Raw genomic sequence first — 20,358 nt, 5'->3', positions numbered from 1 at the left:
CCGCCCAGCCGATCGGCGTGTCGAGGTGCGGGGCGTTGGGGGTGGGGTCGGCAGCGCGGGTGAAGACGCCCACGGCGTACCTGCACCCAGGCTCGCGCGCCGAGCCGGCCGAGGACCTGCTCCGCCTGCTCCTTCACCGTGACCTGCCGCGCCGCAGCGCCCGGCCGGGCAGCTGCCCGGTGGGGACGCCGTCGGCGAGCGCGGTCGTCCCGTTGACCACCACGTGCCGGATCCCGCGGGCGTAGCGGTGCGGGTCCTCGTAGGTGGCGAGGTCGCCGACGGTGGCGGGGTCGAACACGACGATGTCGGCGTAGGCGCCGGGGGTGAGCAGGCCACGGTCGCGCAGGCCGAGGTTGGCGGCCGGGAGGCTGGTCATCCGGCGTACGGCCTCGCCGAGCGTGAGAAGCCCCTGCTCGCGCACGTATCGGCCGAGGACGCGGGCGAACGTCCCGTAGGCACGCGGATGGGTGGGAACGTCGGTGTGGGGCGGTTCGGCGGCGAAGGTCTCGGCGTCGGAGCCGACGGAGACCCACGGGTTGCGCAGCGCGGTCCGCAGCACCTCCTCGTCCATCATGAAGTACATGGCGTGCAGCGACGGATCCTGCTCGACCAGGCACAACAGCGTCTCCACCGGGTCGGCGCCCCGCTTCTCCGCCGTCTGCCGGAGGCTGAGCCCCCGGTAGCGGGCCACCGGCCCCTTCGGGTCGGGCAGCAGCATCACGCCGTCCGCGCCGCCCGAGGCCAGGTAGATGTTCTCCCACCGCTCCGACGGCGTCCGCACGCCCTCGTGGATGCGGGCGCGCTCGGCCGGGTCGGCCAGGCGGGCCACGAGCGCCTCGTGGCCGCCCTCGTGGAAATGCGGCGGGATCGCGGCGGCCAGGTGGGTCTGCCCGGCGAGATAGGGGTAGATGTCGGCGGTCACCGGCCGGCCGGCGGCGCGGGCGGCCTCGACCTTCTCCACGGCGCGGGCCATCTTCGGCCAGTTGCGACGTCCGGCCGCCTTGAGGTGGTAGATCTCGGCCCGTACCCCGGCGCGGCGGCCGATCTCGATCAGTTCGTCGACCGCGTCGAGGAAGTGGTCGCCCTCGCTGCGCAGGTGCGAGATGTACATGCCGTCGTACCGTGCGACGACTTCGCACAGCGCGACCAGTTCGTCGGTCGGCGCGAAGCATCCCGGCGGGTAGATGAGCGCCGATCCCAGGCCCAGCGCGCCGTCGGCCATCTCCTCGTCCAGGACGCCGCGGACATGGGAGAGCTCGGCGGCGGTCATCGGCCGGTCCTCCGAGCCCGCCCCGATCATGCGCAGGTTCTCCGCGCCGACGAAGCTTGCGACGTTCTGGACGACGCCCTTGCTCTCCAGGTGCGCCAGGAACTCCGACAACCGCTCCCACACCAGCGGGGGAGTGGCGGGACCGAAGACCGCTTCCAGCTCGGCCCGGACGGCGGGGGTGAAGGGTCCGATCGAGATTCCCTCGCCGAAGACCTGGGTGGTGACCCCCTGGTAGAGGTCGGACAGGCCACGGCCGTCCGTCTCCAGGGTGAAGTACGCGTGACTGAGCACGTTCACGAACCCGGGCGCCACCACCAGCCCGGTCGCGTCCAGCGCGGGCGCGTCGTGGCCGCCCGCCTCGGGGCCGACGGCGACGATGCGATCGCCTTCGACCAGGACGTCGGCAACGCGGCCGGGGCCGCCGCTGCCGTCATGGACTGTGCCACCGCGGATCACCAGAGAAGCCGACATGCGGTCATCCTGCGACGCCGGGCGCGCCGAGTGTTCATCGGATCCGATGAACTGACGCCGATCTTACGTCGCGTACGACGAAGTGCACGCCGGCCGAAACGACTGCACTGAGTGACCACAGCTCACCCGCGACAGAGAGCGGTGATCCGACCGTGCTCACCTATACGTTCCGCCGCCTCCTGGTCGCCCTGCCGGTGATCGTGGCCTCGACCTTCGTCGTGTTCCTGCTGGTGACGATGTCCGGCGACCCGCTCGCCAACCTCAAGGGCCGCAACCCGCCCCCGTCCCCGCAGGTCATCGCCGTCGAGGAACACCGGCTGCACCTGGACCAGCCGGTGCTGCAGCGCTACTGGACCTGGATGGCCGGCGTGGCCCGCGGGGATTTCGGCCCTTCGGTGCGGACCAACCTGGACATCGGCCACGAGATCGCCGCCAGGTTCGGCGTCACACTGCGGCTCATCGCCGTGGCCGTCGTCCTGGCCCTTCTGCTCGCCGTGGTGGTCGGCGTCCTCAGCGCGGTGAAGCAGTATTCGGGCGTCGACTACGGGTTCACCTTCGCCGCGTTCCTGTTCCTGTCGATGCCGTCGTTCTGGTTCGCCGTCCTGCTCAAGCAGGGCGGGATCTCGCTCAACCAGCTCGTCGGGGACCAGGTCGTGTACACGATCGGCGAGAGATCCGTCGTCGTGGACGGCGGCGCCTGGGCACAGCTGGCCGACGCGGCCGGTCACATGGTGCTGCCGACGATCTCGCTGGCGCTGATCTCGTTCGGCGCGTGGAGCCGGTTCCAGCGCGCCTCGATGCTCGACGTGCTCAACAGCGACTACGTGCTGTTCGCACGGGCCAAGGGACTGTCGCGGAGACGTGTGGTCGTACGGCACGCGCTGCGCACCGCGCTCATCCCCATGACCACGGTGACCGCGCTCGACTTCGCCTCCCTGATCTCCGGCGCCGTGATCATCGAGACGGTCTTCCAGTGGCGCGGGCTCGGCGACTTCCTCGTCACCTCGGTCAACCAGCGCGACGCTTACGCGGTGCTGGCCTGGCTGCTCGTGGTCGCCGTGGCGGTCATCGTGTTCAACCTCATCGCCGACCTCCTGTACGCCCTTCTCGACCCGAGGATCCGCTATGAGTAAGAACACCGAGGCGATGACGGTCCGCCCCTCGCCGTCGGCTGTCGTGCGCCAGCGCAGCCAGGGCGAGCTGGTGCTGCGCCGCTTCCTGCGGCACAAGGCGGCGGTGATCAGCCTGGTGCTGTTCGTCGCCGTCGTCCTGCTGGCCTTCGCCGGCGGCGCGCTCTGGCGCCACGACTACGCCGACATCACCTCGGCGGTGTCGGAGCCGCCCTCGTTCGAGCATCCCTTCGGCACCGACAACCTCGGCCACGACACCTTCGCCCAAGTGCTGCGTGGCACCCAGCGCTCGATCGAGATCGCCCTGCTCATCGCCTTACTGGCCGGGCTGGTGGGGACCCTGTGGGGGGCCTTCTCCGGCTACTACCGAGGTGTCGTCGACAGCGTGATGATGCGGTTCGCCGACCTGGTCCTCACCCTGCCGCTGCTGGCGGTCGCCGCGGTGCTGACCCGCGGCACCTCGGGCTCGTGGTGGTTCGTCGCCCTGGTCATCGCCTCCCTGCAGTGGGCGTACGTCTCCCGCGTGGTGCGCGGCGTCGTGCTGTCGCTGCGGGAGAAGGAATACGTGGAGGCCGGCCGCGCGCTCGGCGCCACCGACCGCTGGATCATCTTCCGGCACCTGATCCCCAACGCGCTCGGGCCGATCATCGTCAACGTCACGATCCTCGTGGCGGCCGCCATCCTGGTCGAGACGGCCCTGTCGTTCCTCGGCCTGGGCGTCCAGCCGCCCGACACCTCGCTCGGCCTGCTGGTCAGCGGGGCCACCACGGCGGTCAGCACCCGGCCCTGGCTGTTCTACTTCCCCGGCGCGTTCATCGTGGTGATCGCCCTGACCATCAATTTCATCGGAGACGGGCTGCGCGACGCCTTCGACCCCACCCAGCGGAAGGTGCGCCCATGACCGAACGCGAGATCGTGCTGGAGGTCGAGGACCTCACCGTGTCGTTCCCGACCGAAGACGGCCTGGTCAGAGCGGTGCGCGGCGTCAGCTACACCCTGCGGCGGGGCGAGGTGCTCGGCATCGTCGGCGAGTCGGGCTCCGGCAAGTCGGTCACCTCGATGGCGGTGATGGGCCTGCTGCCGGGCTCGGCGAAGGTCGGCGGCTCGGTCCGGTTCCGCGGCCAGGAGCTGATCGGGGCACCGGACAAGGAACTGCGGACCATCCGCGGCGGCCGGATCGCGATGGTCTTCCAGGACCCGATGACCTCGCTCAACCCCGTCTACCCGGTGGGCGACCAGATCGCCGAGGCGGTCAGGGCGCACAACGACGTCAGCGCCGCGGCCGCCCGCGAACGCGCGATCGAGCTGCTGGCGATCATGCAGATCCCCCGGCCCAGGGAACGCGCCCGCGACTACCCGCACGAGTTCTCCGGCGGCATGCGCCAGCGCGTCGTCATCGCCACCGCGATGGCCAACGACCCCGACGTCATCATCGCCGACGAGCCGACCACCGCGCTCGACGTGACCGTCCAGGCGCAGGTGCTGCGGGCGCTGGAGACCGCGCGGGCCGCGACCGACGCCGCCATGGTGCTGATCACCCACGATCTGGGCGTCGTCGCCGGTACGGCCGACCGGGTCCTCGTCATGTACGCGGGCCGGCCGGTGGAGCTCGGAGACGTCGACTCCATCTACTACGAGCCGCGCATGCCGTACACGCTGGGCCTGATCGGCAGCCTCCCCCGGCTGGACGACGCGCGCAGGGGCGAGCGGCTGGTCCCGATCACCGGCTCGCCGCCGTCCCTGCTCGACCTGCCGCCGGGGTGCCCGTTCGGGCCGCGCTGCCCGATGCGGCAGGAGGTCTGCGAGAGCGCCGAGCCCGAGCTGCTGGCCGCCTCCGCGCCGGACCATCTGGCCGCCTGTCACTTCTCCGCCGACCTGGAAGGGCGGCGTCCCGAGGACGTCTTCGCCCTGACCTCGGCCGACCACCCTGGAGGCGCACGATGAACGGGTCGCCGCTGTTGTCGGTGCGGGATCTGGTCAAGCACTATCCGGTTCGCGGCAAGGGGTTGTCGCGGCGTACGGCGGGGCAGGTGCACGCCGTCTGCGGGGTCTCCTTCGACCTGCACCGGGGTGAGACCCTCGGACTGGTCGGCGAGTCGGGCTGCGGCAAGTCGACCACCGGGCGGGCCGTGCTCAACCTGCAGCCGCCGACCTCCGGGCACGTGGTGTTCGATGGCCTGGATCTCGGGACCGTCGGCGCCGCGGAGATGCGCCGGCTGCGGCAGCGCATGCAGATCGTCTTCCAGGACCCCTACGCCTCCCTCGACCCGCGCATGACCGTCAGCGACGCCATCGCCGAGCCGCTGCGCATCCACGACACCTACCGCCAGGAGGGCCCGGACCGGGTACGGGAGCTTCTCGCCACGGTCGGGCTCAACCCCGAACACGGCAACCGGTACCCGCACGAGTTCTCCGGCGGCCAGCGCCAGCGCGTCGGCATCGCCCGGGCGCTGGCGATGAGGCCCGAGCTGATCGTGCTCGACGAACCGGTGTCGGCGCTCGACGTCTCGATCCAGGCGGGCGTGGTGAACCTGCTCGAGGACCTCCAGGAGCAACTGGGTCTCGCCTACCTGTTCGTGGCCCACGACCTGTCGGTCGTCCGGCACATCGCCCACCGGGTCGCGGTGATGTACCTCGGCCGGATCGTCGAGGTCGGCGACACCGACGAGCTGTTCGACCGGCCCGCTCACCCCTACACCCAGGCGCTCATCTCGGCCATCCCGCTGCCCGACCCGCGGCTCGAACGGGTCAGGGCGCGCGAGCGGATCGTCATCGGCGGCGACGTGCCCAACCCGGCCGCTCCGCCGAGCGGCTGCCGGTTCCGCACCCGCTGCCCGAAGTTCACGCGGCTCACCGAGGCGGAGCGGACGGTCTGCGTCGAACAGCCGCCCGACCTGGCCGAGCGCGGCCACGGCCACCCGGTCGCCTGCCACTACGCGGAGGCCGCCGCCGGGTGAAGCAGTCAAGCCGGCCATGGCCGGCACAGGCGTCCTACCGGGCCACTGTCGCGTCTGTTGCGGCGTTGCCGGTGTCGCCCACCGCTGAGCTGTTCTCGTGGCCGCGAGACGGCTGTCGCTCAGCCTGGGCCGGCCCCCTCGGGACGGGCCTTTCCAGCAGCGCTCTGACTTCCGCGGCCTTGGCGGGAAGTTGTTCGTACAGCTCCAGTGCCCGTTCCCAGCACGAGCGCGCCCGGCTGTGCTGGCGCAGGGCGTGCAGCACCTGGCCCAGCTCGCTCCAGGACGCGCCGTCGGCCCAGCCGCCGCCGCGGCGTTCCTCGGCCAGCACGACGGCCGCCTCGGCGTGGGGCAGAGCCTCGGCGGCGCGATCCAGCGCGAGCAGCACCCGGACCAGGTAGATCAGTGTGGACTGCTCCCACGAGAAATTGCGCCGCTGCCGGAACAACGCCAGCGCCTCCCGCAGCAGGGGAAGCGCCTCATGGTGGCGTCCGGCGCGGGTGTACACCTTGGCCATCGCGACCACGGCGTACGGGTCGCGGACGTCGTCGCCCAGGTGGGCCCGCATGACGGTCTCGGCCTCATGGAGGGTCTCGATCGCCTCGTCATAGCGTTCCAGGGAGGCCAGCCGCTGGCCGACGCCATAGAGCATGGCCGCCTCCTGATAGCGCTCGCCGAGCTCGTGAAAGCCTGCCGCGGCCTGCCGATAACTGTCGAGCGCCACATCCTGGCGGTCGTGACGATCGGCCTGGATTACGCCCATGGTCGACAGGGCCACCCAATGGTGGTTCATGTCGCCCGCGCGCAGGGTGACCTCCAGGGCCGCGGCGCACTCGGCGATCGCGTCGTCCAGGCGGCCGGCGTCTCGCAGGACATGGGCGAGGGAGGCGCGGGCGCGCCCCTCGACGAAGACCTCGCCCGCGGTAGCGGCGCGGGCGGCGAGGTCGTGGAACCTGGGCACCAGGCTGTTGGACTCATAGGCGAGCAGCAGGATCAGGTCGAGGATCTGCAGCTCGCTCGAGAGATCCATCGCTTGTACCCGGATGAGGCATTCCCGCTCACGGGCGACCCACGCGGTGGCCGCCTCGATCGTGTCGAAGGTGAGCCCTCCCTCAGCCGTCACCGAGGCGGCCGAGGGATCGCCTGGATTGAGGGTGGTGAAGGCGTTGCCTGCCGTGGCGAGGTAGTGCTCCAGCAGCCGGGCGAGCGCCGGCCGGTCGGGCTCGGCCAGCGAGCGTGCGTAGGCGCGCAGCAGGTCGTGGTAGCGGTAGCGGCCGAGGGAGGGGGATTCCAGCAGGCTGAGATCCACCAGCGACTCCACCAGATCCTCGGTCTCGACCTCGCTCAGGTCCAGCATCGCGGCGGCGGCCGCCAGCGGGAGGTCCGGCCCCTGCGACAGCGCGAGCAGCCTGAAGGCTCGGGCCTGGGAGGGATCGAGCTGGCGATACGACAGCTCGAAGGCGGCACTCACGGCCACGTCAGCGGTCCGCAGGGCGCCCAGCCGCTTGCTCTCGTCGGCCAGCTTGTCGACCATCACGCGGATCGGCCAGCCGTGGCGGGTGGCGAGCCGGGCGCCGGCCACCCGCACCGCCAGCGGCAGGCGCCCGCACAGCTCGACCAGGTGCTCGGCGTCCGCCGTCTCCGCGGCCACCCGCGGGGTGCCGACGATCCGCTCCAGCAGCGCCAGCGCCTCGGCGGTGGGCGGCACGTCCACCTCGACGAGGCCGGCGCCCGGCAGGAGGTAGGGGCGTGCCCTGCTGGTCACCAGCACCCGGCAGGAGGACGAGCCCGGCAGCAGCGGCAACACCTGTGCGCGATCATGGGCGTTGTCGAGAACCACCAGCACGCGCCGATCGGCCACCGTGGAGCGGAACAGCGCCGCCCGCTCCTCCAGCGTTTCGGGCAGGAGCTCGTCGGCGACGCCCAGCGCCCGCAGGAAGGCGGCCAGCACAGCCGCCGGATCGGCAGGCGCGGTTCCGGCGCCCTGCAGGTCGGCGAAGAGCTGCCCGTCCGGGAAGTGCTCCCGTACGGCATGCGCCGCCCGCACGGCCAGCGTGGTCTTGCCGACGCCGCCGATGCCGGTCATGACCGTGACCATGGGCGCCTGCCCAGCTCGGGCAGCCAACGTCGCGACCAGGCCGGCGACCAGCTCGGCGCGGCCGGTGAAGTCGGCAGGAACGGGCGGCAACTGCGCCGGGCGCGCCGGGACCCGCATCGCGGCGGGCGCGGGAACGTCGTCGGCGCTCAGCAGGCGCTGAAACAGCTCGGCCACCTCGGGGCTGGGGTCGATGCCCAGCTCGTCGGCGAGCGTCTGCCGCAGGTCGGCGAAGACCGCCAGCGCCTCAGGACGGCGTCCGCCGGCGGCCAGGGCTCGCATCAGCAAGGCCCGCAGCCGCTCCCTCAGCGGATATCGCGCCGACAGCTCGGCCAGCTCTGCCAGGACCTGACCGGGCGCCTGCCCGCTGTCCAGCTCCTGGGCACAGGCCGATTCGATGGCCAGGAGCCTGGCCTCCTCCAGGCGGCGCAGGTGAGGTCCGCGCAGGCCGGGAGGCTCACCCGTCCACAACTCCAACGCCTCGCGGTAGGCACCCTGGCGGGTCAGCCTCTCGAAGTCGGCCAGATCCGTGCCGACGCCGGTGAGCGCGTACCCGCGTCCCCGCGACACCAGGTGCTCATGGCCTATCGCCTTGCGCAGCAGCGACACGTAGGTGCGCACGATCGAGACCGCCGAAGCCGGGGGCTCGTCGTCCCACAGGGCGTCGATGATTCCCTCGATCGGCACCGTACGCTCACCGGCCAGCACCAGCACCGCCAGCAGCTCCCGCTGCTTCGGCGGCCCGAGCCGCATCTCCGCACCGTCACGCCAGCCGCGCACCGGCCCCAGCACAGCCACCCGTACCGCCACAAGCACCCCCGGGCCGAAACTATAGGGGAACGCGCGCGACCGAATCATGGAGATCGCTTTCCTGCCGCGAATCCGGTCCGATCTCCCCGCGTGGCCGGGCCGGCGAGGTGGCCACCGGCGTCCGCCGGCCTCGGGCGGACATCGCGAGCCGGTGGCGGGCAGCGTGCTTACGCGCCGACGGAGATGCCGAACTCCGCTTCGATGATCTCGAACATGGGGTCCCAGGTCTTCCATTCGGTGTTGGTGTGGACGGCGATCGTGTGTCGGCCGTCGGGGGTGCCCACCGCGAAGAACCAGGATCCCCAGAGGCTGCCGCCGACGCCGCGCAGCGTCCGGCCGCCCGTCGCCTGCTTGTCGAACTGGAACAGGCCGAGGCCGTAGCGGGCGTGCGGCATCCAGTGACCGCCCTCGGTGGAGACAGTGGTCCACATCTGCCGGTGCTGGGCCGGCGGCAGCAGGCTGCCGCCGGCCATCGCGTCGACGAAGCGGATCATGTCGCCGGTGGTGGAGACGACATCGCCGGCCGACCAGGCCAGGGAGGAGTTGAACTCGGTGACGTCCAGGGGCGGGAGGCCGGGCTCCTCGATCAGCGATTCCCAGTTCTCAGGGGTGACCGCCGCCGGGTCGACGCCGTCCTTGAAGAACAGGTTCGAGTATCCCCGCGGGTGCGGATCGGGGTATCCCGTGTCCGTGGCGGGGCGCACGTAGGTGCGGGTCAGGCCGAGCGGCCGGATGACCCTGCGCTTGACCTCCTCGGCATAGCCGTTGCCGGTGACCTTCTCGATGATCGCGCCGGCGAGGTGGAAGCCGCCGTTGGCGTACTCGAAGCGTTCGCCGGGCTCACCGACCGGCGGCTGAGAGACCGCCACCCTCAGCGCAGGCTGATCGATCCGCAGGTCACCGGCCGGCCCGATCAGCTTGGTGACTCCGTGCGGGTGTTGATCAGGTTGTCGATCGCTTCAGGCCGGGGCATGTCGGCGCCCCGCTGATAGGCCCTGGCATAGCCGGTACGGCCGAGCCGGTCCACCAGGGTGGCCACGAGCGCGCTCAGCTCCAGATCGCCGCGGTCGAAGGTGCCGCGGATGGCCTCGCTCATGCCGAGCGCGGTGGCCGCGCCCGCCGGTTCGCCCTCGAGCAGCAGCAGCCGGGCCAGGAGCTGGGCGGCCGGCGGTAGGTCCATGTTCGCCTGTGCCGCCTGGACGGCGGCGGGCAGCATCTCGCGCGCCCGTGTGGCGTCACCGGCGGTGAGGAGGTTGGCCGTCCTGGCGGGAAGCAGCAGGCTCTGGCTCATCTCGGCGGGAAGGGACCACTCGCGGGCGACCCGTTCCAGCCGGTCGAGTTCTCGATCGGCTCGGTCGATCTCGCCGCAGCGGCGATACAGCTCTGCCGAGCAGGCGTGGACCTGGATCTCCAGCATGGGCTGACCGTGGTCCCAGGCCGCCTGCCGCGCGGTTTCGAGGTCGTGCCCGGCGCCCTTCAGATCGCCGGCGCGCATGCGCTCGGTGGCGAGCCCGAGCCGGGATGAGATCTCCTCCTGCCAGGCGAGGCCGGTGCTGAGCGAGATGCTGCGCTCGTGGTCGGCGACCGCACGGTCGTGGCGGCCCTCGATGGCATGGATCTGCGCCGTGCCGTTCAGCATCATCGCGGTCCACCACCGGTCGCCCGACTCCTCGAACGCGCGCAACGCCCTCGCCGCCGCGCTCGCGCCGCCCGCCCAGTCTCCGCGGGTACGGCTGCGCAGCGCCTCGACCAGGTGGGTGTGAGCGATGGCCCAGCCGTCCGAGCCGTCCCGGACCCGGGCTGTCTCCCGGTCGACCAGGTCGTCCAGGCCTGCCATGAAGGCCGCCGTCAGCGTCATGGCCAGCAGCATCGGATAGCGCAGCAGCGCGCCCGTCCGCGCGCAGTCCTCGGCCGCCGCCCGCAACCGCTCGGCGTCTCCTCCACCGGCCAGCAGGTGGATCGTGGTGAACGCGGCCCTGGCCGCCGGGGGCAGCGCGTCGCCGTACTCCAGCACCCTCGCCACGTAGGCATCGGCCCGGCCGTCATAACGCAGCGTGTCCCAGTACCAGTACAGCGGGCCGAGGATCCGGGCCGCCGCCTCGGCGTCGCCGTCGTCGATGGCCGTCTGGAGGGCGTACACGAGGTTGTCGTACTCGAACTCGAACAACCGCAGCGACTCCGCCTGCTGGTGCGAGCGCAGCAGCGGTTCGTGACGCTCGGCCAGGCCGGCGTAGTGGCGCGTGAGCTTGTGCCGTACGGCTTCGCGCTCCTCGGCGGAGCGGAGTTCGCCGGCCGCGTAGGCCCGGATGGTCTCCAGCATCCGGTAGCCGTCACCGGCCCGCTCCACGATGGACCTGTCGACCAGGGAATCCAGCAGACAGGCGACATCTCCCGCGGAGCCATCCGAACACACCGCCTCGATCGGGCCGAGACCGGCCTTGGCCGGAAACACCGACATCCGGCGGGCGAGTGTCCGCTCCTGATCGGTGAGGAGGTCCCAGCTCCAGTCGATGACCGCGCGTAGAGTCCGCTGCCGCGGCTGGGCCGTCCTGTTGCCGGTGTCGAGCAGCCGGAAGCGATCATCCAGCCGCCGGGAGAGCTCGCCGGCGTTCATCGTGCGCAGCCGCGCCGCGGCCAGTTCCAGGGCGAGCGGCAGCCCGTCCAGCCGGCGCACGATGTCCACCACCGGGCCCGCCGTCGATTCGTCCAGCACGAAGCCGGGCCGTACGGCGACCGCCCGATCGAGGAACAGCCGTACCGCGGTCGCCTCCGCGGCGCGAACGGGATCCGCGTGTGCCGGGGGCAGGGCGAGCGGAGCCAACCGGCACAGCGCTTCACCCATGACCTCCAGCGGCTCCCTGCTGGTGGCCAGGATGGTCAGGTTCGGCAGGCGCTCGAGCACCTGCCAGGCGAACTCGGCCACCGCTTCGGAGATCTGTTCGCAGTTGTCCAGCACCATCACGCCCTCGCCACCGGCCAACAGGGCGACCGATCGATCCAGCGGCGTCCCCGGCGGCAGGGCCGCTGTCGTGGTGATCGTGCCCAGCACCGCCTCGGGCAACCCGGCCGGCGTGTCCACCCCGGCCAGGGGGACGAGCCAGACGCGGCCGCGCCGATGGGCCCGATGCCGGCTCACCGCCTCCACGGCCAGCCGGGTCTTGCCCACTCCTCCGGGACCCACGACCGTGACCAGCCGCGAGCTCTCCAACAGGCCCGCGAGCAGTTTCAGCTCCTCCTGCCGGCCGACGAAGCCGGTCAGCGGGGACGGCAGCCGACCCGCCGCCGCCCGGGAGCGCTCCGGCAGCTCGCCCTCGCCGCGCAACACCGCCAGGTGCGTCCTGCGCAGCTCCTCGGAGGGGTCGACGCCCAGCTCCTCGGCGAGCGTGCGGCGCACCTTCTCGAACAGGGCCAGCGCCTCGAACCGGCGGCCGGCCGCGTGCAACGCCCGCATCCGCAGGACGGCCAGCCGTTCGCGCAGCGGATGCGCTGCGGTCGCCGCCTCCAGCCCGGCCAGGATCTCGCCGTGGTCGCCCAGCAGCAGCTCCGCCTCGAACCAGTCCTCGGTGGCCGCGGCACGCAGCTCCTCCAGGCGGGCGGCAGCCGTACCGGCGAAAGGGACGTCGAGCACGTCGGCCAGCGCGTCGCCCCGCCACAGCGCCAGCGCCTCGCCCAGCAGCGCGGCCGCCTCCCGTCCGGCACCAGCGGCCAGCGCGCCGCGGCCCTGCTTGGCCAGCTCCTCGAAACGACAGGCGTCGACGTCCTCGGCGCGTACGTGAAGACGGTATCCACCGGACGCCAGCTCCACGACCTCGGTCTCGCCCAACGCCCTCCGCAGCCGGTACACCAGCGCGTGCAGCGCTCTGGCGCTCTCCCGCGGCGGGCGGTCGCCCCACAGTCCGTCGATGAGCGAATCGACCGGCACCACCTCACCGCCCGCCAGCGTCAGCCTGGCCAGCAGCGCACGAACCCTGGCCCCGCCGACGTCGATCGGCGCGCCGCCGTCGCCGTAGGCCCGGACCGGCCCCAGCACCTCAACCCGCATGGCCACCAGGCTATGAGGACCCGCTTACAGGGACCGCGCCGCCTGTCGTAGCGCTGTAAGAGCGCTGTCATCGCCGATCGGCATCGTCGAGACCGTCAACGACGACTTCCTGAAAGGCACGACATGACAGGCAAGGGGCACGAGAAGACGCAGCGGCTGCTGGAGTGGGCGGTGGCCGAGCTCGGGATCCCCGGCATCGTCGCCGAGGTCAAGGACGCGGACGGCACCTGGTTCGGCACCGCAGGAGTGGCCGACCTGACGACCGGGGCCAGGCGCGGGCCGGGGGAGTACCTGCCCGTCGGCAGCGCAGGCAAGGCCTTCACCGCCGCCGCGATCCTCACCCTGGAGGCCGAGGGCCGGCTGGACATCGAGGATCCGGTGAACAGGTGGCTGCCCGGTGTGCTGGACGCGGGCGGCTACGACGGCGACAGGATCACCATCAGGCACCTGCTCAGCAACACCGGCGGCCTGTTCGCCACGGGTCTCGCGCCGGAGCTGGTGTCCGGCTACGCCAGCAGATCCCGATTCGCCGAGCACCGCTTCGACGTCTGGACCCTCGAGGACCTGCTGAGGCTGACGGTGTCCCAGCCGCCGGTCGCTCAGCCCGGCGAACGCTTCCTCTACGCCAACGGCGGCTTCTCCATCGCCCACGCGATCATCGAGAAGGTCGCCGGCGACACCTACGCCCGCGAGGTCGAGCGCACGGTCATCCGGCCGCTCGGCCTGACCTCCACCTACGTGCGGTCCCCAGGGGACACGGGGTACCGCGGTCCGTACCCGCGCGCGTACTCGACCCAGTTCTACAAGGACGGCGTCGACCCGGCAGCCGTCACCCCGGAGAACTGGGAGTCGATGATGGAGGAACCCGGGCTCGAACCCCTCGACGTCACCGAGTTCGACACCTCCTGGGAGCCTGGGAACCTCGTCTCGACCACCGGCGACATGATCCGGTTCGTCGGCGCCGCGGCCGGCGGCGGCCTGCTGCCACCCGCGCAGCACCACAAGATGTGGACCACGGTCTCCACCGAGGGTGCCGGCTGGCTGCCGCACACCCGCTACGGCCTCGGCCTGTTCGAGCTCGACAGGGCGGTGACGGGCGGGCGCACCGTGGGCGGGGTGGCCGGCAGCTACTGGGGGCACATGTTCTGCGCGCTGGGCACCCCCGACGGCGAGCGCACCATCGCCTTCCACACCAACACCGAGGCGAAGAGCTGGGATCTCCTCTTCAAGATGGCTGAGGCGGAGCTCGGCATCACGCTCGGCGCATAGGCACCAGGCTCGGGCAGCGACCGCGCCGCCTTCGTGGACCTTCCCGGCTGTTCCCGGCCCGTGGCAGGAAGACCCGGTGAGGCTTGGCGGCCACCTCGTGCGGGGGCGGGCGCCCCCCACGGTGTGAGGGTGCTCGGTCAGGCAGGGCCCCGGCGTCGCCGCTCCTCGAACACTGCCAGCGCCCGCCTGTGTACAGCGTCAGTCTGCGGCTCGTCCTCCAGCGGCATGGCCGGCCGCTCCTCGGCGGTGAGGTCTGCCCGCTCCTCGGGGGTCAGGGTGTGGGGGTTGTCGTGAGCGTCCATGTCGCCAGCATCGGCGCCGGCGTGGCGGTCAGGCGGGCGAACAGCGCTTTGTCCCGATCTGTTCTGGCCTGTCTGGCGAGGCGAACGGGCCGGCCCTGCGTTGACGTTGCTAGTGACCCGCACGAACCGGAGTCCTGGGACGCCGGCCTCGAACTGGTCGAGGAGCAGATCCTCACCCGCGCGCCGGAAGCCGCCCGGTTCCCGCAACCGCTCCGCGCGCTGACCCGTCTCACCGCCCGCAGTACCGCCTTGTCGCGGCAAGGGGCGCGCGTTCTCCGCTACCGGTTCTGACATGTCCGGCGGATCAAGAAGCCTCAGTGGTCTGCCATGCTTCGAAGGCATTTCTTGACCGTCGGTGCCCGGCGCTCGGGCCCGCTCCGAGGAGTTCACCCCCATGGACCGCAGACGTTTCCTCACCCTGACCGGCGCCACCGCAGGCCTGCTCGCCGTGGATCTCCCTCGGCGGGCGCTGGCGGCGAGCTACCCGTTCGCCAACGGCGGCGTCCCTGACGAGATGCATACCAAGATGGGGGAGTTGGCGCCGTACGGCATCGCGGCTGTGGCCTTCACGCCGTCCAACGGTTGGGTGATCGTCACCCAGGACGGCCGCTACTTCGCCCGCGGCGTGCCCGACGCGTGTTTCGCCGAGCTCGGCAAGATGGTCGACGCGGGTGCGAAGATCCACTGCGTGGCCTTCCCGCCGGAGGGCGGCGACCGCTGGGTGATCACCAGTGACAGGGGGATGTCCGCGCGCGGCCTTCCCGAGGAGTGCCACCAGCGCGTCAGCGACAGCTACGCCGCCGGCCAGCAGGTCGTGCACGTCGCGTTCCCGCCGGCCGGAGGGAACCGCTGGGTGGTGGCCGACACCACGGCCTTCTTCGCCCGGGGTGTCGACGACGAGTGCTACCAGATGATGCGCAACCTGACCCAGGGCGGACGCCGGGTGACCCGCGTCGCCTTCCCCAAGGGCGGCGGGTGGGCGGTCGTCGCGCAGGACGAGCTGCACGTGCGCGGCATCGATGACGCCTGCTTCCAGGAGATGAACGACCTCGCGGCCGACGGCTGGCAGATCCACAACGTCGACTTCTCGCCGGCCGGCGGCTGGTCGCTGAGCACGCGCGGCAAGGTGCCGTCGCTGCCCGCCGACCGGGCGCGGCAGGTGGAGAACGCGGTGGGCGGCGCGACCATCTGGCAGCGGATGAGCGCGTGGAAGACGCCGGGAGTGGCCATCGCGGTGGTGGTCGGCAACAAGATCGCCTGGTCCACCGGGTACGGCTGGCTGGAGGCGGGCAGCGGCGCCGCGGCACACCCGGAGACCGCGTTCCAGGCCGCCTCCATCAGCAAGGCCGTGGCCTCGGTCGGCGTGCTGCGCCTCATGCAGACGCTCAAGCAGCCCCTGACCAACGACGTCCGCCCCTACCTCGGCTGGACCCTGCCGGGCCGTTCCTGCGTCTCCTCGACGGCGGTTCCGACGATCGACCGCCTGCTGACGCACCGGGCCGGCGTCATCGGCCGTGGCTCCACTTTCCCGGTCAGCGCCTGCTCCGGCTTCGATGCCGGTGGCGGCGGCTTCGCCGGGTACGGCCCGGACGCTGCCGTACCCTCGCTGCTCCAGGTCATGAACGGCCAGGGCGACTCCCCGAAGATCGAGCTGTCCACCAGCCCGGGGGCCGAGTTCCACTACTCCGGCGCGGGGTTCGTGCTGTTGCAGCGGATGGTGGAACAGAAGACCGGCCTGCCGCTGGCCCAGTACATGGACAAGGAGGTGTTCGCGCCGCTCGGCATGAAGAACAGCTCGTACGCGCTGTCGCCCGGCTTCGAGCTGGCCGCCGGCCACACCAAGGCGGGCGCAGTCATCCCGGGCAAGCGCAACCGCTACCCGGAGTCGGCCGCCGCCGGCCTCTACACCAACGTCCTCGACCTGTGCCGCCTGGTGTGCTACCTCAACAAGGCGTGGACCGCCTCAGGTGACATCGCCGGACCGCTTTCCAAGGCCTCCACCCGCACGCTGCTCACCGCGGGCCCCCAGCCCACCATGGGGCGCGGCTTCTTCATCGCCGGCTCCGGGACGAACAGCTTCTCCTACACCCACGACGGCTCCAACTACGGCTTCAAGTCTGTGTTCAAGGGCTATCCGCAGCTCGGCGCCGGGTACGCGATCCTGGCCAACGGCGACAACATGGACCTGGTCAACGAGATCGCCTCGGCCATCCGATCGGTCTACGGCTGGGCCTGAGCCCGCAGGGCCCGGCAGGCAGGTGTCCGGCTGGGACGGGACGGCCGCCGCAGGCTGCTCAGCAGGCGCGGCCGTCAGCCTCCCGCCCTCGGCCGGGACGAGGAGGGCGGGGGCGAACCGGAGCGGGGACATGGTCTGCTCCCTCCCCAACCCTTGAGACAGGCCAGGGAATCGGCGTCCTTATTCTCGTCGGGCCGTTACACTCAAGGATTTGCAAATCATAGATTACGTGATATGCGGGGCGAGGCCTGTCGAAACAGCGGTATGCTTTTTCTGCTCCCTCAACCGGCCGGCCCATTTCGGTGAGCTCTGCGCAAGACGCTTTTCGTGAAGTCGGATGATATGGCCAACTCGTAAGAGGAGGCACTGTCATGGCAGCGAGCGTACTCAAAACGGGAAGGCGTGTGTCGCGGTCAATTGTCGCGATGGCATTCGTCGTCACGTCGACCCTCCCGGCTTCCGACGCCGTCGAAGTCGGCCGTGACCGAGTCCGTCAACCCGTGACCGTGTGGATCGGCAACGTGGCCAGCGGCCTGCTCGTGCAGGCCGGGCCGGAGTCCGCCGACGCGCCGCCGGTCCTTTGGTATCCGCGCTGGTCATCGAGAGATGACCACTTCAGGCTCGAGCCCATCGGTGAGCCGGACGGCTGGAACGGCTCCTTTCGCATCAAGTCGCTGCAGTCGGGGAAATGCCTCGCTCTCCGGTTCCCCGCGTCGCATCAGGACGGGGTCAGGATAGACCAGCAGGAATGCGGCGAGCACCCGACCCAGCACTGGCGTCGCGAGCCTCTTGAGGGCGGACAGTGTTCGGCCGACAGGCTCAACTGCTCGGGTCCGGTCAGAATCCAGAATGTCTACGGTCGGAAATGCCTCGATGCGGCCAATCCGAATTTTCCGAAGCCGCCACAGGTCGGCGCCCCCCTGCAGCAATGGTCATGCGTCACCTCCAGTTCCAGCGCATGGGCCGTCAACCAGACCTGGGATTTCGGCAAAAGGATCAGGGCGAGGTCGACGACCTTCCCCACCGTTGAGATGCAGCAGATGGTGGACCAGGTCATCCGGGTACGGCGCGACGAAGGCCGCTGCCCCGATCCGAGCGTGCGGATCGACGTTCGGCTCAGCGACATAGCGAGAGCTCACAGCCAAGACCTGGCCGCGAACTATGCCCGACTCATCACCGCGTACCCGGAAGGGGACTCCAAGCGCGGCCATATCGGTTCTGACGGAACGATGCCACCGGACCGCATCAAGTCCGGGAGATTCACCCCCGCGCAGAAGTCGGAGAACTGGGCGCTCGGCACCAACCTGACGCTGGCCCAGGCGATGGACGGGTGGCTGTACCACGATGAGAAGTCCAGCTGGGGTCACCGCGACGCCATCCTCAACTGCGAGTACAGGGTGATCGGCGTGGGACGTGCCCTCGGCCACGACAACCGCGTGTACTGGACGCAGAACTTCGCCCTGAGGTGAGCCGCGCAGGACGCCACCCGCGCGGCAGGCTCGAGGGAGCATGTCGGCGGGCGGACCTCGGTGGCCCAGCGGATCACCGTCCGCCGGGCCGGGGGTATGACGTCACTTGCCGGTGCACAGACCTGTCGTCAATGACTCGTATTCGGACCGTTATACGCACCGGTGGCGCCGTTGACAGACCCGCCGGGCGGTCTCTACCGTTCGCACCGGATCTTCTTAAAACGTTCTGCGCGAAGGGCGGACGTCCGGATGAAGCTCACCATCGCCGACCCCGGGCCGGTCAGCGCGCTGCCGATCCTGCGGCCCCCCGCCGTGGCCGTCACCGACTTCGGGCACCCGCCCTCGATGCTCCCGTACGGCAGGCGCGACTCCTACGGGCGGCACCCGGTCGAGCGGGAGGTGCCCGCCGTCACGCTGGAGAACGAGCGGCTGCGGGCGGTGTTCCTGCCCGGCCTCGGCGGGCGGTTGTGGTCGCTGGTCGACCTCGCCACCGGCCGGGAACTGCTGCACCGCAATCCCGTGATCCAACCGGCCAACCTCGCCCTGCGCGACGCGTGGTTCGCCGGCGGCGTGGAGTGGAACCTCGGCACGACCGGCCACTGGGCGTTGACCTGCGACCCGCTGCACGCGGCCTGGGTGGAGGCGCCGTACCCCGTGCTGCGGCTGTACGAGTACGAACGGCTGCGCGGCCTGGTCGTCCAGATCGACGCGGGCCTCCCGCCCGGCTCTCCCGCCCTGGTCGTGTCCGTCTCCGTCCGCAACCCGCGCCGGGAGACCGTACCCGTCTACTGGTGGTCCAACATCGCCGTCCCGCAGACGCCCGGCACCCGCGTCCTCGCCCCTGCCGCCCAGGCCGATCACTTCGGATACACCCAGCGCCTGACCACCGTCGCCTACCCAGGCGACCCCGACGCCAGCTATCCAGGCACCTGGCGCGCGGCCGCCGACTACTTCTTCCACGTCACGTCGGACACCCCCTGGATAGCCGCCGTCGACGGCGAAGGCCGCGGCCTGCTGCACACATCCACCTCCCGGCTGAAGGGCCGCAAGCTGTTCGGCTGGGGCACCTCTCCCGGCGGCGCCCACTGGCAGCGCTGGCTGTCCGGCCCGCACGCTCCCTACCTGGAGATCCAGGCCGGCCTGGCGCGGACCCAGCTGCAGCACCTCCCCATCCCCGGCGGCACCACCTGGACCTGGACCGAGACCTACAGCCCCCTCACCCTCGCCGACCCCCACGCCCCCTACGACCAGGCCCGCGCGGCCGTCGAGGCGACAGCCGGGACACTCGCCCGGACCCGGACCACCGCCCAGGGGCACGCGGGCGGCGCGTGGGCCGATCGTCCCGTCGCCGAGGCCGTCCACCGCGGATCCGGATGGGGGGCGCTGGAGCGCAGGGCCGGGGAACTGCCGGCATCGGCGGTCACGCCGTTCCCCGACGACACGCTCGGGGAGGAACAGGCGCCGTGGCTGACCCTCCTCGACGAGGGCCGGTTGCCGGGCGAGGCGGTGTGCGTGGTCGGACCGCGCTGGCTGAGCCTGCTGCGCGCGGCGGCGGACTGGCACGGCCTCTACCATCTGGGCCTCAACCTGTGGGCCACGGGTGACCGGGCCCAGGCCACGGACGCCTGGGGCAGGGCACTGGCCGAGCGGCGCCATCCGCTGGTCCTGCGGGCGCTCGCCGAATCCCACCGCCTCGACGGCGACGACCCGGCCGCGGCCGTCCTTCTCCTGGAAGCGCACACGCTGGCGCCCGCCGTACGCCCGCTCACCGTCGAGGCCCTGTCCGCCCTGATCGCCGCCGGCCGCCCGGCCGACGCCCTGGCGCTTGTCGACGGCCTGGCCCCCGGCGACCGCGCCCACGGCCGCATCCGCCTGCTGGAGGCCCAGGCCGCCCTGGCCGCGGGCGACCGCGACCGGACCGGCCGCATCCTGGAGGAGGGCCTGGTCGTGCCCGACCTGCGCGAGGGCGAGGACGCCCTGGACGACCTGTGGTCCGCCTATCACGGCGGTGACCGCGAGCTCCCGGCGGAATACGACTTCCGCATGAGCTAGCGGCGCAGCCGTTGTCCGCGACCCGGCCACGTCGTGGGAGCGGGGCACTACCGGATGGTCCGGCTCCTGGCCCCAGGAAGGAGACGATGATCGTCCACGGTGGGGAGGAACGGGCGATGGGCGGCTCCTAGCGTGAGCTTCGATCGTTCGAACCAAGGAGTCGTCGTTGCTCTCGCTCTTCCTCGCGGCGGGCCCTGTCGCCCCACCAGGCGGACCCGCCTGGCATCCCTCCCGCAACGTCGTCCCGCCGTCGTCCGG

The 20,358-nt window shown here is 71.4% G+C and carries 12 protein-coding genes and 1 pseudogene; 8 read left to right on the top strand and 5 right to left on the bottom strand.

All coding sequences use genetic code 11. The annotated features are described in order from the left end of the window. Window positions 1-133: 133 nt before the first annotated feature. Window positions 134-1,741 (bottom strand): N-acyl-D-amino-acid deacylase family protein, encoded by a 1,608-nt coding sequence (locus tag ACWDLG_RS06155; RefSeq protein ID WP_449916529.1) that lies wholly within the window; start codon window positions 1,739-1,741, stop codon window positions 134-136. Between the two features lie 152 nt (window positions 1,742-1,893). On the opposite strand from ACWDLG_RS06155, the gene ACWDLG_RS06150 reads away from it, so the two are divergent. From ACWDLG_RS06150 to ACWDLG_RS06140, 3 genes and pseudogenes are all read left to right on the top strand, one after another. Next, complete coding sequence (locus ACWDLG_RS06150; protein WP_449916526.1) at window positions 1,894-2,874, top strand: ABC transporter permease; 981 nt, start codon at window positions 1,894-1,896, stop codon at window positions 2,872-2,874. Next, complete coding sequence (locus ACWDLG_RS06145; RefSeq protein WP_449916523.1) at window positions 2,867-3,772, top strand: ABC transporter permease; 906 nt, start codon at window positions 2,867-2,869, stop codon at window positions 3,770-3,772. The genes ACWDLG_RS06150 and ACWDLG_RS06145 overlap by 8 nt, the downstream gene beginning before the upstream one ends. Beyond that, a pseudogene (locus ACWDLG_RS06140) lies at window positions 3,769-5,828 on the top strand (ABC transporter ATP-binding protein). Before ACWDLG_RS06145 ends, ACWDLG_RS06140 begins: the two are co-directional and overlap by 4 nt. Window positions 5,829-5,862: 34 nt before the next feature. Here ACWDLG_RS06140 and ACWDLG_RS06135 read toward each other — a convergent pair. The 3 genes from ACWDLG_RS06135 to ACWDLG_RS06125 all read right to left on the bottom strand — a co-directional run bounded on the left by ACWDLG_RS06135 (window position 5,863) and on the right by ACWDLG_RS06125 (window position 12,772). Further along, the gene (locus tag ACWDLG_RS06135; RefSeq protein ID WP_449916521.1) at window positions 5,863-8,778 is read right to left on the bottom strand and encodes a BTAD domain-containing putative transcriptional regulator; all 2,916 of its coding nucleotides are present in this window, start codon (window positions 8,776-8,778) and stop codon (window positions 5,863-5,865) included. A gap of 119 nt (window positions 8,779-8,897) precedes the next feature. Next, window positions 8,898-9,605 (bottom strand): serine hydrolase domain-containing protein, encoded by a 708-nt coding sequence (locus ACWDLG_RS06130; protein ID WP_449917556.1) that lies wholly within the window; start codon window positions 9,603-9,605, stop codon window positions 8,898-8,900. A gap of 38 nt (window positions 9,606-9,643) precedes the next feature. Further along, window positions 9,644-12,772, bottom strand: coding sequence for an AfsR/SARP family transcriptional regulator (locus ACWDLG_RS06125; protein WP_449916519.1), 3,129 nt, complete (start codon window positions 12,770-12,772; stop codon window positions 9,644-9,646). A gap of 123 nt (window positions 12,773-12,895) precedes the next feature. On the opposite strand from ACWDLG_RS06125, the gene ACWDLG_RS06120 reads away from it, so the two are divergent. Beyond that, window positions 12,896-14,041 carry a serine hydrolase domain-containing protein gene (locus ACWDLG_RS06120; RefSeq protein WP_449916517.1) on the top strand — a complete coding sequence of 382 codons (1,146 nt, stop codon included), beginning with the start codon at window positions 12,896-12,898 and terminating at the stop codon, window positions 14,039-14,041. Window positions 14,042-14,178: 137 nt separating this feature from the next. Here the strand turns inward: ACWDLG_RS06120 and ACWDLG_RS06115 are convergent, their stop codons facing one another. Continuing rightward, complete coding sequence (locus ACWDLG_RS06115; RefSeq protein ID WP_449916514.1) at window positions 14,179-14,343, bottom strand: hypothetical protein; 165 nt, start codon at window positions 14,341-14,343, stop codon at window positions 14,179-14,181. Here ACWDLG_RS06115 and ACWDLG_RS06110 point away from each other — a divergent pair. From ACWDLG_RS06110 to ACWDLG_RS06095, 4 genes are all read left to right on the top strand, one after another. After that, window positions 14,332-14,634, top strand: coding sequence for a hypothetical protein (locus ACWDLG_RS06110; protein ID WP_449916512.1), 303 nt, complete (start codon window positions 14,332-14,334; stop codon window positions 14,632-14,634). The genes ACWDLG_RS06115 and ACWDLG_RS06110 overlap by 12 nt on opposite strands. Window positions 14,635-14,737: 103 nt before the next feature. Then, window positions 14,738-16,579 (top strand): serine hydrolase domain-containing protein, encoded by a 1,842-nt coding sequence (locus ACWDLG_RS06105; protein WP_449916509.1) that lies wholly within the window; start codon window positions 14,738-14,740, stop codon window positions 16,577-16,579. A 425-nt stretch (window positions 16,580-17,004) separates the two neighbouring features. Next, on the top strand, window positions 17,005-18,048 hold the full coding sequence (locus ACWDLG_RS06100) for a CAP domain-containing protein (protein WP_449916506.1): 1,044 nt from the start codon (window positions 17,005-17,007) through the stop codon (window positions 18,046-18,048). 249 nt (window positions 18,049-18,297) lie between these two features. Next, the gene (locus ACWDLG_RS06095) at window positions 18,298-20,100 is read left to right on the top strand and encodes a DUF5107 domain-containing protein (RefSeq protein ID WP_449916503.1); all 1,803 of its coding nucleotides are present in this window, start codon (window positions 18,298-18,300) and stop codon (window positions 20,098-20,100) included. Window positions 20,101-20,358: the final 258 nt, after the last annotated feature.

The sequence above is a fragment of the Nonomuraea sp. NPDC003727 genome, from assembly GCF_053586935.1.
Note: the sequence above shows the minus strand (reverse complement) of the source record. Positions and strands in the feature narration are given on the sequence as shown.

Coding starts and splice junctions, on each gene's coding strand:
- ACWDLG_RS06155 (WP_449916529.1), bottom strand. CDS start 1,741: ATGTCGGCTTCTCTGGTGATCCGCGGTGGCACAGTCCATGACGGCAGC.
- ACWDLG_RS06145 (WP_449916523.1), top strand. CDS start 2,867: ATGAGTAAGAACACCGAGGCGATGACGGTCCGCCCCTCGCCGTCGGCT.
- ACWDLG_RS06135 (WP_449916521.1), bottom strand. CDS start 8,778: ATGATTCGGTCGCGCGCGTTCCCCTATAGTTTCGGCCCGGGGGTGCTT.
- ACWDLG_RS06125 (WP_449916519.1), bottom strand. CDS start 12,772: ATGCGGGTTGAGGTGCTGGGGCCGGTCCGGGCCTACGGCGACGGCGGC.
- ACWDLG_RS06120 (WP_449916517.1), top strand. CDS start 12,896: ATGACAGGCAAGGGGCACGAGAAGACGCAGCGGCTGCTGGAGTGGGCG.
- ACWDLG_RS06115 (WP_449916514.1), bottom strand. CDS start 14,343: ATGGACGCTCACGACAACCCCCACACCCTGACCCCCGAGGAGCGGGCA.
- ACWDLG_RS06105 (WP_449916509.1), top strand. CDS start 14,738: ATGGACCGCAGACGTTTCCTCACCCTGACCGGCGCCACCGCAGGCCTG.
- ACWDLG_RS06100 (WP_449916506.1), top strand. CDS start 17,005: ATGGCATTCGTCGTCACGTCGACCCTCCCGGCTTCCGACGCCGTCGAA.
- ACWDLG_RS06095 (WP_449916503.1), top strand. CDS start 18,298: ATGAAGCTCACCATCGCCGACCCCGGGCCGGTCAGCGCGCTGCCGATC.